Raw genomic sequence first — 15,631 nt, forward strand, 5'->3', positions numbered from 1 at the left:
TAACAGGAAAAGTAAAATTTTTACAGCGTCTGTACTCTCTTTGGCTCTCCGAAGGTAGCGTTGTAAAGTTCAATGCTGTCGTTGATGATTTTGTAAGCGTGCTCACGGCCTAAAAACTGCTCTACGATCACCTCTTTGTGCTCCAGTTTCTTGTAGTCTTCAAAGAAACGGCGCATCTCCAGCAGGGTGTGCGGAGGCAACTCAGAAATATCGTTAATATGACGCACCGACATATCGTTGTACGCAACAGCGATGATTTTATCATCTTCTTCATTGTTGTCGATCATCTGCATTACACCGATTACTTTCGCATCGATAAGGCACATTGGCTGCACGTCAATTGAGCAGATCACCAGGATATCCAGTGGGTCTTTGTCGTCGCAGTACGTTTGCGGTATAAAGCCATAGTTGGCAGGATAATTCACTGATGAGAAAAGCACTCGGTCAAGCTTCAGCATACCGCTGTCCTTATCCAACTCATACTTTGCTTTCGACCCTTTCGGGATCTCAATGATTGCGGTTACCACTTCGGGAGCTTCATCGCCGTAGCTCACGCTATGCCATGGGTTGTTATTCTCCATATTCTCCATTTTAAATAATTTAATTCACGCCGTCCTTGTCTCTTCTTCAGGCGTTGTGTTTATTTCATGTATTGTTGTAAAGGTTGCCCTACACTGCCGTTCGGTTCTTGTATGTAAAGCCACGAAGCAATTGTTGGGGCTATATCAGTCACTTTTGTTTCTACGGATGTCTCTCCAGGCTTCACGTTCCAGCCATACCAGATAAGCGGCACGTGTGTATCGTAGTTTGAGTACGAGCCATGTGTCGTGCCTGTTTGCCTGCCACTGCCATAGCCTTCGAACCAGGCCGGGCTCAGGATAAGCACTACATCGCCGCTTCTGGATGGGTAAAACCCGTTCTCTACGCGGCCCATAACTCCTGCGGTCCAGTTACTTGTTGCCAAAGCATATCCGGTAACAGCTCTCTCTACTGGGGTTAACCTTATAACGTACTCCGCCACACGCTGCTGCATCTCGCTTAGCGACAGCTTTTTGCTATCTACCAGCTTTCTGTTCAGGTAGATGTTCTGATTCATGTAACGCTCCACCCAAGGGCCTTTGCCATACAGCTTGCCCAGAAAGTTTTCTACTGAGTCTCTGATCACAGTTGAGCTTGAAACGCCAGCCGGTACTTTATTCTGAGCTAAGTATGCCGGTACATGTGCCGCACCGTGGTCAGCAGTTAAAAAGAATAGCACGTTACCGGCCCCTACTTCTGCTTCTATCTTATCTACTAGCTCACCTATCTCTTTATCCAAGCGCAGGAAAATATCCTGTGCCTCTATGGAGTTCGGTCCGAAAGTATGGCCTACATAATCCGGTGTAGAAAAACTAACTGCCAGGAAATCTGTATGAGTGCCCTTGCCTAAATTCTCTCCTTTAAGGGCAGCCAGCGCAAAGTCTTTAGTTATTGTATTTCCACTTGGTGTATAACGCAGCAGTTCAAAGTCTTTCTTTCTGATAGCTGGCAGGTTGTGTGGGAACACTGGTTTGCTTTCGCCTGATAACGTGCCTTCCCATGGCATATCATCAGCAGTGCTTTCTGTATATTGCTCTATGGGTAGTACCGTATTCCATACCTGGCTCAGGTATTGGTCCGGATACTGCTGCTTGTTAAACTCCTGTACCCAGTTTGGTAAGTCATTTCTATAGAATGTGCTTGTTATCCAGTTGCCGCTTTCAGAATCGAACCAATAGGCTCCGTCACCTAAATGTCCAGCCGGAAGTATAGAGCCTCTGTCTTTCAAAGACACACCCACTACTTTAGAGCCCATATTGGTTGCTAACTTTAGTTCGTCTGTTATAGTGGTGGTTACTAAGTTAGCCGGAGACATTAGGCCTGCATTTGATGTGCTACCTACTGTTTTTACTGTATTGTCTTCGGTGCAGTATACTACTTTACCAGTAGTTCTGTCGTACCAGCTGTTACCTACTATACCATTCAGGGCTGGTTCGCTGCCGGTGTAAATAGAGGCATGACCAGGTGCAGTGTACGTTGGAACGAAGCTATATTGTGTATTCTTGAAGTTAAAGCCTTTGCGCAACAGCTTCTTAAAACCATTGTCGCTATACTTGTTCCAGTAACGGTACAAGTAGTCATAGCGCATCTGGTCAACCACAATACCTACTATTAGCTTTGGCCTGTTTAGGTCTGTAAAAGTTGTAGTAGTAGCCGAGGCTTCTGTAGTTGTAGTCTGTGCAGGTTTTGTACAGGCTGTTAGCGTCACTATCATTACAACAGCAACCTTTGCCCAATTCATTAACCCTTTCAAGCTTTTAGTCTTCATCTTGTTTGATTTATACTTATGCAAATATAACAGGCTTGTGCTCTATTATTTCTCTTGCTGAATGTTACAACTCAAATTTCTTAATTTGTTAACAATCAGTTGCAATAGTATAAGTACAAAAAATAAGCAGCGCCCACCTTAGTGATGGGCGCTGCTTTATAGAGTTTCTTTTTCTTCTTATTTTGAAGCCAGAGCCTCTGCACCACCCACAATTTCCAAAATCTCCTTTGTAATTGCAGCCTGGCGCGTCCTGTTGTAGGTAAGTTTCAGTTCCTTCAGAAGTTCACCGGCGTTTTCAGTTGCTTTGTCCATCGCCGTCATTCGGGCACCGTGTTCAGAAGCGTTAGACTCCAATACGGCTTTGTATACCTGAATCTTCAACGATTTTGGTATCAGTTCCTGAATGATTTCTTCTTTAGAAGGCTCAAAAGTATAATCTACCAACATTGCAGATGCATTCTCTTCAACTGGCTTCTCCTCTATTGGCAGGAACTGCTCCGTCTGTACAATCTGCGTAGCAACGTTTTTAAACTCGTTATAAACCAGGTCAACCTGGTCATACTGCCCTCTGATGAAGCCATCCATAGCAAACTCAGCGGCACCTCTTACTGTATCGAAAGACAGGTTTGAGAAAACACCGGTAAAGTCGCCATTCACGTTGTAGCCTCTTTTCTTTAAAGCTTCAAACGCTTTGCGGCCAATCGCAAGTACTGTAACATTATCAGCTGCTTGCTGCGCACTGTACTTCGTATTAACCAGAGATACTACACCTTTGATGATGTTCGAGTTAAAAGCACCAGCCAAACCTCTGTCAGAAGAAACAGCGATGATCAAAACACTTCTGATCTCACGCTTCTGTGAATACTGGTTTGTAACCGTACCTTCTGTTATAGAAGATAGATTAGCTAATATCCCGCTTAGGCGCTGAGCGTAGGGGCGCATACGCAGGATGTTATCCTGTGCACGTCTTAGCTTAGCAGCCGCTACCATTTTCATGGCTTTTGTAATCTGCTGCGTAGATGAGATGGATACGATGCGACCTCTTACCTCTTTTAAACTTGCCATATTGTTGTTGCTATGAGCATAAATCAGGGGCTAGCAGTTTATACTACCAACCCCCGACTTTTTAAATCAACTATTTTTTATACTTAGCCGATACTTCTCTGGCTACCTGCTTGATCGTGTTCGTAGTTTCGTCATCCAGCTTACCAGCTTTCAAGGCGTTTAGCACGTCGTTGTGCTGTGCGCGCATTGTACGCAGGAAGTCTTTCTCGAAGTTCTTTACTTCAGAAACCGGAACGTTGTCCATCAAACCGTTTGTAGCGCAGTAGATGATCGCTACCTGCTCTTCTACAGCAACAGGAGAATACTGTGGCTGCTTCAGGATTTCCAGGTTACGACGGCCACGCTCAATTGTAAGCTTTGTAGCCGCATCTAGGTCAGAACCGAACTTAGCGAACGCCTCAAGCTCACGGAACTGTGCCTGGTCAAGCTTAAGCGTACCTGCTACTTTCTTCATTGACTTGATCTGAGCAGAACCACCCACACGTGATACCGAGATACCTACGTTGATCGCAGGACGGATACCAGAGTTGAAAAGGTTTGTCTCAAGGAAAATCTGACCGTCAGTAATCGAAATTACGTTAGTCGGGATATAAGCAGAAACGTCACCAGCCTGTGTCTCGATTAGCGGAAGGGCAGTAAGTGAACCACCACCTTTTACTAACGGACGAAGAGAATCTGGCAAATCGTTCATGTTACGAGCAATCTCGTCAGATGCGTTGATTTTAGCGGCACGCTCCAATAAGCGAGAGTGCAGATAAAATACGTCACCTGGGTAAGCCTCACGCCCTGGAGGTCTTCTTAGAAGAAGAGACACCTCACGGTATGCTACAGCCTGCTTAGAAAGGTCATCATAAACAACCAGTGCAGGACGGCCAGTATCACGGAAGAACTCACCGATTGCAGCACCTGTAAATGGCGCGAAGAACTGCATTGGAGCCGGATCAGAAGCTGAAGCGGCAACAACTACTGTATAATCCATAGCACCACCTTTTTCAAGCGCCATTACAACCTGCGCTACAGTAGATGCTTTCTGGCCAATAGCCACATAAATACAGAACACAGGCTCACCTCTTTCGAAGTATTCGCGCTGGTTCAGGATTGTATCGATCGCAACAGCTGTTTTACCAGTCTGGCGGTCACCGATGATAAGCTCACGCTGACCACGGCCGATTGGAATCATTGAGTCGATCGCTTTGATACCAGTCTGTAGCGGCTCGTTTACCGGCTGGCGGTAGATTACACCTGGAGCTTTACGCTCTAGTGGCATCTCATATAGTTCGCCAGCGATTGGGCCTTTACCGTCGATAGGCTGACCAAGTGTGTTAACTACACGGCCAATTACGCCTTCGCCAGCTTTGATAGAAGCGATGCGGTTTGTTCTTTTTACGGTAGCGCCTTCTTTGATCTCGCTGTAGTCGCCAAGCAATACGGCACCTACGTTGTCCTCTTCCAGGTTCAGAACGAGTGCCTGAAGTCCGTTCTCAAACTCTAATAGCTCACCAGACTGTGCTTTGGAAAGGCCATAGATACGAGCGACACCGTCACCCACTTGTAGTACAGTACCAACTTCTTCCAGTTCTGCCTCAGAGCGGAAGTTTGATAGCTGCTCTCTTAATATGGCTGATACTTCGTCAGGTCTTACTTCTGCCATGATTATAGTTTATTAATGTATGGGTTGTCTTTGAATTCATTTCTCAGCTTGCGAAGACTGTTCTTCACTGAGCTGTCTATTTGTTTGTCTCCTACCTTTAGCACAAAGCCGCCGATAAGCGATGGGTCAATTATTTCCTCCAGCTGGATCTGCTGGCCATACTCTGCTGCTAACTTTATACCTAGCTGCTCACGCAGTGATGCCGTTAGTGGCAGGGCAGATGTCACCTGAGCTTTCACAATGCCTTTCAGTTCATTGTACTGCTCTTCGAAAGAAGTAGCAACGAACTCTAAAAGAGACTCGCGCTGCTTGCGTGCTATCAAGTTAAAGAAAGCCAGTGTCAGCTCCTGTACCTTACCTTTGAATACTGCGTTTAGTACAGCTAACTTTTTCTCTGGCTTCACGATCGGGTTACGAAGCAGCAGCTGAAAATCGCGGTTCTGAGAAATCACTTCTGTAAACAACTGCATATCTGCATGCACCTGCTCAACTAAGCCTTTCTCATTCGCCAGCTCAATCAGCGACTTCGCGTACCTGGAAGCAACTCTAAATTCTGACATAATGCTTGTTTATGATACAGCGACACCTATTGGCAACCGCTATTTTTCCTTTTAGTTAAGCGTTACTTCACGGATGTAATCCGCAGCCAGCTCCTGCTGTGCAGCCGGGTTGCTCAGCTCTTTTCTCAGAATGCGCTCTGCAATATCAAGAGAAAGGGCGGCAGCCATATTCTTCACTTCTGTAATAGCAGCACGCTTCTCGTTTTCGATCGCCTCACGTGCTTGTGCAATCATGCGGGCACCTTCTTCGTTTGCCTTATTCTTAGCCGACTCAACTAGTGCATTACCAGCATCAGAAGCTTCTTTCAAGATCTTGTCACGCTCTAAACGAGCCTCTGCCAACAGCTTCTCATTGTCTGCTTTTAGCGACTGAATCTCAAGCTTTGCTCTTTCAGCTGCGCTCAATGCATCTTCAATAGAAGCTTCACGCTCATGAAGCGCCTTCATGATTGGCTTCCAAGCGAACTTTGCCAGCAGGAACAGAACAATTAAGAATGTTACTAGCTGCCAGAAAATTAGACCGATACCTGGGGTTACTAACTGCATTGTTTATTTTGTTATAGAAATAAGTTCCTTTTAGTGGCCTCGATTTTACTCTCGCAGACGAGCACCTTTAACTGCCTTAAACTACTTTTTGATCTCATCGTCCGGACCATGCGTCCGGACGTGAGATCATCAAATGACTAATTAGCCTTTGAAAGAAATTAACAAGCAAACTACCACACCGAAAAGTGCAACACCTTCGATAAGAGCAGCTGCGATGATCATGGCAGTCTGGATTTTACCACCAGCCTCAGGCTGACGAGCAATAGACTCCATGGCAGAGCCACCGATTCTACCGATACCCAAACCTGCGCCTAGGGCTACTAGACCAGCACCGATACCGGCACCCATGATAGCTAAACCAAAATCAGTCGCCACTTGAAGCAAAAGAGCTAATAACATAATAGTAGTTATATAGAGTTAAAAAATAAAAATTCAATATTAGTGAGCCTCTGCATGTGCATGCTCGTCGTGATGCTCATGCTCCTCTACTGCTCCACCGAAGTACATCGCAGAAAGCAGCGTGAAGATGTAAGCCTGCAACAGCGCCACAAACAACTCCAGGAAGTTCATGAAGGTAGCGAATGCCACGCTTAACGGACCAACTGCAATGCTCTGGAAGATAAAGATCAAACTGAACAGGGAAAGGATGATAATGTGACCCGCCGTGATGTTCGCAAAAAGACGAACCATCAAAGAGAAAGGCTTTGTAAAGATACCGATCAATTCTACTGGGATCATAATAGGAGCTAACCACTTCGGAACACCCGGTGTTGCGAAGATGTGGCCCCAGTATGACTTGTTACCGCTAAACACTGTGATAAGAAGTGTCATTAGAGCCAGCACAAGGGTTACAGCAATATTACCAGTTAAGTTAGCGCCACCTGGCATCAGACCAAGCAGGTTGTTAAACCAGATAAAGAAGAAGATAGTAAGCAGGTACGGCATGTAGCGCTCATACTTCGGACCGATGTTCGCTTTCGCAATTTCATCACGTATAAAGATGATGATCGGTTCAAAGAAAGACTGCATACCTCTTGGCGCTTTGCCAGGGTTTTTCTTGTAAGAAGCGGCAATACCGAAGAATACAAAAAACAACAAAGCCACACTCACGAACATCGAAGCTACGTTCTTAGTGATAGACAGATCATACAAACCAGCGTAATCAGCAATCGGCTCGCCTGCAGCATTAGTTTTGTAAATATGGCCATGCTCCATCACATAACCTTTGTAAGGCACAACCTCATGCGCTTCGTTGTAGAAGTTGCTTGAAGAAAACGAAACTACCTCTCCGTTATCTACCAGTATAACTGGCAAATAAAGAACCACCCCATCCGCAAAATGCCAGGTGTAATCGTCAGCGATGTGATGCGTGATCATGTCGCCCGGCCTAAACTCGCCGCCTTCTGCCGATTCAGCGGCATATGCCGTGATTGTCAAGAAGGAAAACAATAAAACTAATAACTTCTTCATTAAGAGAGATTTAGAAACAGATTTTATAAAGCTTTGCCTTATTTTTGATCCTGCCTTTTCAAATTCGGGCGCAAGTTAGCCAATAAGCTGTAAATTTCAAACCCGGTAAATAGAAAATAAAACACAAAGAAATTGAAAACGAACTGCAATTCGTTTTCAGAAAAGAGGTATACATATATAAATATGACAGCTATACTTAGTATCATTCTGAAACCCATGGAGCCGAAATAGTACAGCTGAAAATTATCCTCATCATAGCTGATGCCCAGACGGGTAACATAAAAGGCAAGTGCAGTAACTAGAACAAAGAACCCGAAGATATACCACACGAAATCGTGCACCAGTTGATTGCCGGTAAAGTATAAAAGCGCCCCCGTTAGCATGGCAAGCACTCCAGAGAAAATAATTAAGTTTCTTACAAAATTCACGTGTGTTATTTTTTATTAAGCGATAGGATAACCAACACCATAGAAGCCACCACAGCTATAACTAGCAGTATAATTGTGAACCAGGGATTTTGCGTCCCAAAGTATTCATCCAACTTCATGCCTGCGAAAGCGGCCAGCACCATAGCCCCAATCATCTGAAAAGCCAGCCCGGAATACTTCAGGTAAGGCTTAACGTTATCTCCCTTCGACTTTTCCGGCGGTGTGTTTTCTGGCATTTTAGTGCTGATTTATAACCCGATGCAAAATTAGTTCTTTTTTACGAGCTTAATGCACCTCCATGCTGTATCTTTTGTTACACTGTACAGGTGGCTGCGCCTGAAACCAAATATGCTTTTGCATAGTTCAATAGCAGGCTATGTGTACCAGTATATTTTAGTATTGGCAGATTATTGTATTTTTGTATAAATAACTTACGATAATTTTAGTGGCAGCTGCTTCTGCCTGTGTACCTTATCACGGCTATACTTTACCGCATGTACAATGCGTTTATACTTATATTGTATCGTATTCAACCCTTTGCTCCTGATTTAACTTGAATAAGCATCACCTGTATTTATACTTTTTAGTAGTGGGGCTCTTGCTGTCGGCTTGCTCTGTAGAGCGAAAAAACCCGCTTAGTAAGACGTACCATAATACCACTGCGCGCTATAACGGCTATTTTCTGGCAAAGGAGAAAATGGATGCTATCGAGCGCGGCCTTGTTGAGAGTATGCAGTTCGACTATAATCAGGTGCTGCCCATTTATCCAAGTATAGACTCAACTACAGCAAAAACCCTTGCCCCGGAGCTGGAGGACGTAATCAAAAAAGCTTCTTTCCCGATACAGTATCACAAAAACAGCAAGTGGATAGACAACTGCTACATTCTGATAGGCCAGGCAAATTATTACCAGCTGAACTTTGGGGAAGCTTCCCGCACCTTTAAGTATGTAAATGCTACGAGCAAAAACGCCGAAGACAGGCACAAAGCGCTTGTTTGGCTGATGCGCACTTTCCTGCAGACGGACGAACTGGATAATGCACAGCAGGTGTCGGAGTATCTTAGAAAGGAACGCCTGAACAAGGATAATGCTCGCGAGCTATACTTGGCTCGAGCCCAATACCACCGCATTCTAGGTGATACGGCTGAGGTGATTAAGAACCTGGCTTATTCTATTCCTAACTTCGAGGATAAGGATGAGCAGTCGCGCATCAGGTTTACGCTAGCACAACTCTACCAACTGACTGGCCAGGATAAGGATGCTTATAAGCAGTATGCTAAAATCCTGCGTCGCAACCCGCCTTACGATGTTGGTTTCTTTAGTAGGTTATACTTGGGGCAGGTGTCGGAGTTGGAAGATAAGCAGGACAAGGAGCGAATTGCTAACTATTACAAAAAACTGCTGAAGGACGACAAGAACACCGAGTACCGCGATAAGATATACTATGAGATGGCGCAGTTTGAGCTTCGCCAACAGAACTACGATAAGGCCCTTGCTTACCTGGAGCAATCGCTGAGAACATCCGGTACGTTAAAAAACCAAAAAGCCTACAGCTATGTATCGGCTGGCGAGGTATACTTTGATAACCTGAGCAAGTATAACCTGGCTGCCGCCTATTATGATAGCGCCACACAGGCCTACCCTAGAGTTGCCCCTGAGTATGAGGCCGTGGCCGAGCGGCGTGATATTTTGGCAGACTTCGCGAAGCAGTTCACAACTATTCAAACGCAGGATAGCTTGCAGCGCCTGGCACGCTTGAGCGAAACAGAACGAACAGACTACCTGCAGCAGCTAATTCAGCGACAGGAAGAGCAGCGCCTTCAGGACTCAGCCAGGCAGGTGGCAGCAACTCAAACAAACGATCAGCAGGGAAACGTACGGAACAGACGCAACAACAGCAATCAACAAGATAATACCATGGTGGGGGGTATTTGGTACTTTGACAATCCTGCAGCGTTAGCCTCGGCCAGGTCTGAGTTCGTGCGCCGTTGGGGCGACAGGCCTTTACAGGACTTTTGGCGCATACGTGCACGCGGCGAGAGTGGCACTACCAACCAAGCAGAAATTGCCCGTGCTCCGGTTACATCCCCGGAGCAGCAGATGACCATTGAAGAAAGAGCACAGATGCAGATGCAGCAGTACCTGAAAGATATTCCGCTATCTACAGCAGACATGATGCGCTCAGAGAAAGAGGTGGAGGATGCTTACTTTAAGCTTGGCAACATCTATAGCCAAAAGCTGCGCAACCCAGTTAAGGCTACAGAAACCTTTGAAGAGTTTATCAAGCGATTCCCGAATTCCGAGCACACGGCAGAAGTATACTATAACCTGTACTTATTGTATGGAAAAGCCGACAACAAAGACCAGCAGCAGGTATACTACAGCAAAATAAAGCAGCAGTACCCGAACACCACCTATGCCCGCTTAGTTGATGACGCTGACTTTATGTCTAAAAATGCCCTGGACAATATCAAAGCACACGCGCTGTACGACTCGGCTTATACTTTCTATGAGAACTATGAGTTTGCGAAGGCTACAAACATCATAAACCAATTGGTGAGCCAGTATCCGCTAAACGATATAAAAGATAAGACGGCATACTTGGAGGCTATGATAACGGCGCGTACCAAAAAGCCGGAGGAGCTGTATGCACAGTTAAATAGCTTTAAGAAGACTTATCCTAACAGTGCGCTGATACCACAAGCTAACCAGTTGCTGGCTACTTATCAGAGCCTGGAGCAACGGAATGAGCTACGTAAAGATGCACCAAATGCAACTCCTCCAAAGCAGAAAACTGCGGATGCTTTAACACCTGAAGAGAAAGTTAGCACAGAAATTGCTTCTACTGTTACAGCATCAGTTGCCAAACCAACACCGCAGGCACCGCCTGTGGCTGCTAAACCGGAGCCTGCCAAAGCAGACACCACAGCGCTGCCGACTACGCCAGAGCCTAAACAAACTGCTCCGGTTAAAACTGATCAGCCTGCTAAAACTGTAACGGCACCCAGCGATTCTGTAGATTTGCCTAAGCCAACGGCTCCTCCAGTTGACCCGATGGCTTACGAGGCTGCAACAGACTCTGCTTTTTATATGGTGTTGATCTATCCATCAGATGCGCCGGCTTTTAAAGATATCTTGCCTAAGTATGAAAAGTATAACAGCACTTATTTTAAAAACCAGCAGTTATCAATAGATTCTGCAGCTTTCTCTCCGGGTAAAACGATGCTTGTGATGCGCTCTTTCCCGGATGTAAAGCAGGCTCAGGGTTATACTATAAAGCAAAAAGCGCCGCAGTCTCCGATTGGTAGAATTAGAGGCGTAGAATTCGTTACCTTTGCCATCTCATCTGCCAATTACCAGAAGTTCTTGCAGAAGAAAGATATAGACACTTATCTGACCTTTTTTAAAAACAACTATTAATACATGGCTACGCGTCAAAAAACAGTAGAGCCTCAACCAAAATCTTACTTTTCTAAAATTGCATCTACACTTTGGATGCTGTTAATAGGAGGTTTTGTGGCATTTATCATTTACCTCTATGCGGTAAGTATAAACTTCCTGAATCTTTTTGGGGAGATGCCAAACCTACGTACCCTTGAAAACCCTAAAAGTGAGCTTGCATCAGAGTTATACTCCGCAGACAATGAAGTTCTCGGAAAATACTTCCGCGAGAATCGCTCTCCTGTAGATTACGAAGACCTGCCGGATAACCTTGTAAATGCACTGGTGGCAACAGAGGATATCCGTTTTGAAGAACATGCCGGCATAGATCCACAAGCTATGCTACGTGTGGCTGGTGGTATACTTACTGGTAACCGCAAGGGAGGCGGCAGTACTTTAACACAACAGGTCGCCAAAAATCTGTTCGATACGCGTAGCGATGAACTGAACAACGGAGTACTTAATGACGTGCCGGGGCTCGGTATGCTTATCCTGAAAACTAAGGAATGGATAATGGCGGTAAAGCTGGAGCGTTCTTATACAAAGCGTGAGATCCTGACAATGTATTTGAACACTGTTGATTTTGGATCTAACGCTTTCGGTATAAAAGTAGCAGCTAAAACTTTTTTCGATAAAAAGCCTCAGGACCTTAAGGTGCAGGAGTCAGCGGTTTTAGTTGGCTTGCTTAAAGCGCCTACTGCCTTTAGCCCTAAGTTTAACCCAGAGAACTCTAAGCGCCGTCGCAATGTGGTTATGTCACAGATGGTGAAGTATGGCTACATGTCAGAAGAAGAGTATAACAGCCTTAAGGATAAAGACATTGATTTAGATTACCGCGTCGAAAGCCAGAATGTTGGCTTAGCTCCATACTTTAGAACAGAGGCCAGCAAGTTCCTGCTGCAGTGGTGCCGTGAGAACGGGTACGATCTTTATGCTGACGGCTTGAAAATTTACACTACTATCGACTCTCGCATGCAGAAGTATGCCGAGCAAGCCATGGCGGAGCATATGAAGGGCCAGCAGAAGCTGTTCTTTGAGCACTGGAAAGGCCGTAACCCTTGGGTTGATCGTGACAACAAAGAGATCAAGAACTTCCCTGAAGTAGCTATTAAGCGTACAGAGCGTTACCGCCGACTGAACGAACGCTTCGATGGTAATCAGGACTCTATTAACTACTACCTCAACAAGAAAATCCCGATGACCATCTTTGGATGGGACGGCGAGAAAGAAGTGGTTATGAGCCCGATGGACTCCCTTAAGTATTACAAGCACTTTTTACAGGCTGGTTTTATGGCCATGGAGCCTCAGACAGGTCACATTAAGGCTTGGGTTGGGGGTATCAACTACAAGCACTTTAAGTATGACCACGTGAAGCAGGGGGTACGTCAGCCTGGCTCCACATTCAAGCCTTTCCTTTACACTTCTGCTATTGAGAATGGCTACTATCCTTGCTACGAAGTAATTGATACACAGGTGTGCGTACCGCTTCCAGACGGCAACATGTGGTGCCCTAAAAACTCTGACAATAAATTTAGTGGCAAGAAGTATACTTTACGCCATGCACTTGCGGAGTCTGTTAATTCGGTTTCGGCTTACCTTGTAAACAAGCTCGGCCCGGAAACGCTTGTTCAAACAGCCAAACGTATGGGTATCTCGTCTCCACTAGATCCTACACCTTCTCTGGCACTTGGTACCAGCGATGTATCATTATATGATATGGTAGGTGCTTACGGTACATTCGTGAATGGTGGTACCTGGGTAGAGCCAAACTTTATCACGCGTATAGAAGATAAACATGGTAACGTTATCGCAGAATTTGCTCCTAAAACTGTAGAGGCACTTAGCGAAGAAACGGCTTACCTGATGGTACACATGCTAAAAGCTGCCGCAGAACCAGGTGGTACCGCTTATTACGGCCTGCGCCATAGAAATGGCTTGAAGAACGAGATCGGTGCCAAAACAGGTACTACTCAGAACCAATCTGATGCATGGTTTATGGGCTTAACGCCAAATCTTGTGGTGGGTACTTGGGTTGGTGGCGAAGATCGCTCTATTCACTTCCGTACTATTGCGCTTGGTCAGGGTAATAAGCTGGCAATGCCGGTATATGGCTCTTTCATGCAAAAAGTTTATGCTGATAAAACTTTGGATATATCTAAAGATGCTTTCCCTAAACCTTTAGCTCCTTTATCGGTAGAATTAGACTGTGCTAAGTATAATCAAGGTATTCCGGTTGATTCGTCTCAGCAGGACGAGTTTCTGAACATGCCTACTGAAATAGACTTAGACGCTGAGATCTAATTACGACACTGTATGCCTGCAAACGAAAAGCTAAAGGAACAGATATCGCATCTGCCGCATAAACCCGGCATCTATAAATTTTTCGACGAGAAAGGCATTATTTATGTTGGCAAAGCGGTTGATATCAGGAAGCGTGTAAGCTCCTATTTCAACCGCTCTGCGCAACACAATAAAAAGACCCTTAAGCTGGTCTCCCAGATCATCCACATTGAGTTTACTATTGTTGACACCGAGGCTGATGCTTTTCTGCTCGAAAATAACCTTATCAAGCAATACCAGCCAAAGTATAACATCCTGCTTAAGGACGGAAAAACTTACCCTTACATCAGCATCTTAAATGAGCGCTTCCCAAGAGTAATTAGTACCCGGAATAAGCTTAATGACGGCTCCCGTTATTTCGGCCCTTACCCAAGCGGAACAACTATGAGTGTGGTGCTTGACCTGATCAGAACGCTTTACCCATTACGTACCTGCACCTATAATCTTTCTCCTGAAAACATTGCTGCCGGTAAATTTAAAGTATGCCTTGAGTATCATATCGGTAACTGCAAAGGCCCCTGCGAAGCGCTGGAAAACGAGACGCAGTACAACCATTATATCTCGCAGATCAAGAATATACTTTCTGGTAACTTATCTGTAGCAAAGAATTACTTTAAGGAGCAAATGGCTGCCGCCGCCGCGGACTATCAGTATGAGTTAGCGCATCAGTACAAGCAAAAACTCGATATGCTAGAGGATTTTCAGGCAAAGTCTACTGTAGTTAGCAACACGCTTAGCAACATTGATGTTTTTACCATCACCAGTAACGAGCAATGCGCTTTTCTCAATTACCTCAAGGTAATGAACGGCTCCATCATCCAAACTCAGTCTCTTGAAATTCAGAAGAAGCTGGAAGAGGAAGATGCTGACATACTTGCCTCCGTTATTGCTCAGCTGCGGCAGGATTTTGAAAGTACTTCTAAGGAGATCATTACTAACATAGAAGTAAAATTACCTCTTGATAATATAACTGTTTCACAGCCTCAGATAGGTGATAAAAAGAAGCTCATTAACCTTTCGCTGAAGAATGCATTATACTTGCGCAAGGAGCGAGAGGGTAGGCAAGAGAAGAACAGGGAGTCAACTGATCAGCGCGAAATCCGTGTACTCGAAATTTTGAAGAAAGACCTACGCCTTACAGAGCTGCCAAGGCAGATTGAGTGCTTCGATAACTCAAACTTTCAGGGCGATAATCCTGTCGCCTCCATGGTTTGCTTTAAGAACGGTAAGCCCAGCAAGAAAGACTACCGCCACTTCAACATAAAAACAGTTGTTGGCCCCAACGATTTCGAGTCGATGTATGAGATAGTTACCCGCCGTTATAAGCGCCTATTAGCAGAGAACCAACCACTGCCTCAACTGATCGTTATAGACGGTGGTAAAGGCCAATTAGGAATGGCTGTAAAGGCTCTAAAGGATCTCAATATTTACGGGAAGATTGCCGTTGTAGGAATTGCCAAGCGGTTAGAAGAGATTTTTTATCCAGGTGACTCGCTTCCATTGTACATTGATAAAAAATCAGAATCGCTAAAGTTGATTCAGCGTTTGCGTAATGAGGCGCATCGCTTTGCCATTACCTTCCATCGTAGCAAGAGAGATGCCAGTACGTTAAAAACAGAACTCACTGATGTGAAAGGCATTGGCCCTACCACAGCCGAGGCGCTTCTACTCAAGTATAAATCTGTTAAAAAATTGAAGGATCTAACGCGTGAGCAATTAGTAGAAGAGGTAGGTAAAGCAAAAGCTGATATTCTTTATACTTACTTTCACTCCTCCTGATTC

13 protein-coding genes are annotated in these 15,631 nt (G+C 45.1%); 3 read left to right on the forward strand and 10 right to left on the reverse strand.

Translation table 11 applies throughout. From position 1 onward, the window contains the following. Nucleotides 1–20: 20 nt before the first annotated feature. From H8S84_RS13615 to H8S84_RS13660, 10 genes are all read right to left on the reverse strand, one after another. The gene (locus H8S84_RS13615; RefSeq protein WP_187067913.1) at nucleotides 21–581 is read right to left on the reverse strand and encodes an inorganic diphosphatase; all 561 of its coding nucleotides are present in this window, start codon (nucleotides 579–581) and stop codon (nucleotides 21–23) included. Between the two features lie 59 nt (nucleotides 582–640). Next, a complete protein-coding gene (gene pafA, locus H8S84_RS13620; protein ID WP_230407181.1) occupies nucleotides 641–2,320 on the reverse strand; it encodes an alkaline phosphatase PafA in 1,680 nt (559 codons plus the stop codon). Nucleotides 2,321–2,524: 204 nt separating this feature from the next. Then, nucleotides 2,525–3,412, reverse strand: coding sequence for an ATP synthase F1 subunit gamma (gene atpG, locus H8S84_RS13625; protein ID WP_187067914.1), 888 nt, complete (start codon nucleotides 3,410–3,412; stop codon nucleotides 2,525–2,527). Between the two features lie 70 nt (nucleotides 3,413–3,482). After that, entirely contained in the window at nucleotides 3,483–5,063 is a 1,581-nt protein-coding gene (gene atpA / locus H8S84_RS13630) for a F0F1 ATP synthase subunit alpha (RefSeq protein WP_187067915.1), read from the reverse strand. A gap of 2 nt (nucleotides 5,064–5,065) precedes the next feature. Further along, on the reverse strand, nucleotides 5,066–5,623 hold the full coding sequence (atpH, locus tag H8S84_RS13635; protein ID WP_187067916.1) for an ATP synthase F1 subunit delta: 558 nt from the start codon (nucleotides 5,621–5,623) through the stop codon (nucleotides 5,066–5,068). A gap of 51 nt (nucleotides 5,624–5,674) precedes the next feature. Then, nucleotides 5,675–6,169 (reverse strand): F0F1 ATP synthase subunit B, encoded by a 495-nt coding sequence (locus H8S84_RS13640; RefSeq protein ID WP_187067917.1) that lies wholly within the window; start codon nucleotides 6,167–6,169, stop codon nucleotides 5,675–5,677. Between the two features lie 141 nt (nucleotides 6,170–6,310). Continuing rightward, nucleotides 6,311–6,568: an ATP synthase F0 subunit C gene (gene atpE, locus H8S84_RS13645; protein WP_187067918.1), complete on the reverse strand. Its 258-nt coding sequence runs from the start codon at nucleotides 6,566–6,568 to the stop codon at nucleotides 6,311–6,313. A 39-nt stretch (nucleotides 6,569–6,607) separates the two neighbouring features. Beyond that, nucleotides 6,608–7,639 (reverse strand): F0F1 ATP synthase subunit A, encoded by a 1,032-nt coding sequence (atpB, locus tag H8S84_RS13650; protein ID WP_187067919.1) that lies wholly within the window; start codon nucleotides 7,637–7,639, stop codon nucleotides 6,608–6,610. A 38-nt stretch (nucleotides 7,640–7,677) separates the two neighbouring features. Beyond that, entirely contained in the window at nucleotides 7,678–8,067 is a 390-nt protein-coding gene (locus H8S84_RS13655) for a hypothetical protein (RefSeq protein ID WP_187067920.1), read from the reverse strand. 5 nt (nucleotides 8,068–8,072) lie between these two features. Continuing rightward, nucleotides 8,073–8,303 (reverse strand): AtpZ/AtpI family protein, encoded by a 231-nt coding sequence (locus tag H8S84_RS13660; RefSeq protein WP_187067921.1) that lies wholly within the window; start codon nucleotides 8,301–8,303, stop codon nucleotides 8,073–8,075. A gap of 317 nt (nucleotides 8,304–8,620) precedes the next feature. Here H8S84_RS13660 and porW point away from each other — a divergent pair, with 317 nt between their 5' ends. The 3 genes from porW to uvrC are packed head-to-tail and all read left to right on the forward strand — an operon-like array spanning nucleotide 8,621 to nucleotide 15,628. After that, the gene (gene porW, locus H8S84_RS13665; protein ID WP_187067922.1) at nucleotides 8,621–11,488 is read left to right on the forward strand and encodes a type IX secretion system periplasmic lipoprotein PorW/SprE; all 2,868 of its coding nucleotides are present in this window, start codon (nucleotides 8,621–8,623) and stop codon (nucleotides 11,486–11,488) included. Nucleotides 11,489–11,491: 3 nt separating this feature from the next. Next, nucleotides 11,492–13,810, forward strand: coding sequence for a penicillin-binding protein 1A (locus H8S84_RS13670; protein WP_187067923.1), 2,319 nt, complete (start codon nucleotides 11,492–11,494; stop codon nucleotides 13,808–13,810). A 12-nt stretch (nucleotides 13,811–13,822) separates the two neighbouring features. Then, nucleotides 13,823–15,628 carry an excinuclease ABC subunit UvrC gene (uvrC, locus tag H8S84_RS13675; RefSeq protein WP_187067924.1) on the forward strand — a complete coding sequence of 602 codons (1,806 nt, stop codon included), beginning with the start codon at nucleotides 13,823–13,825 and terminating at the stop codon, nucleotides 15,626–15,628. Nucleotides 15,629–15,631 lie beyond the last annotated feature (3 nt).

The sequence above is a fragment of the Pontibacter cellulosilyticus genome (assembly GCF_014306105.1).
GTDB lineage: Bacteria > Bacteroidota > Bacteroidia > Cytophagales > Hymenobacteraceae > Pontibacter > Pontibacter cellulosilyticus.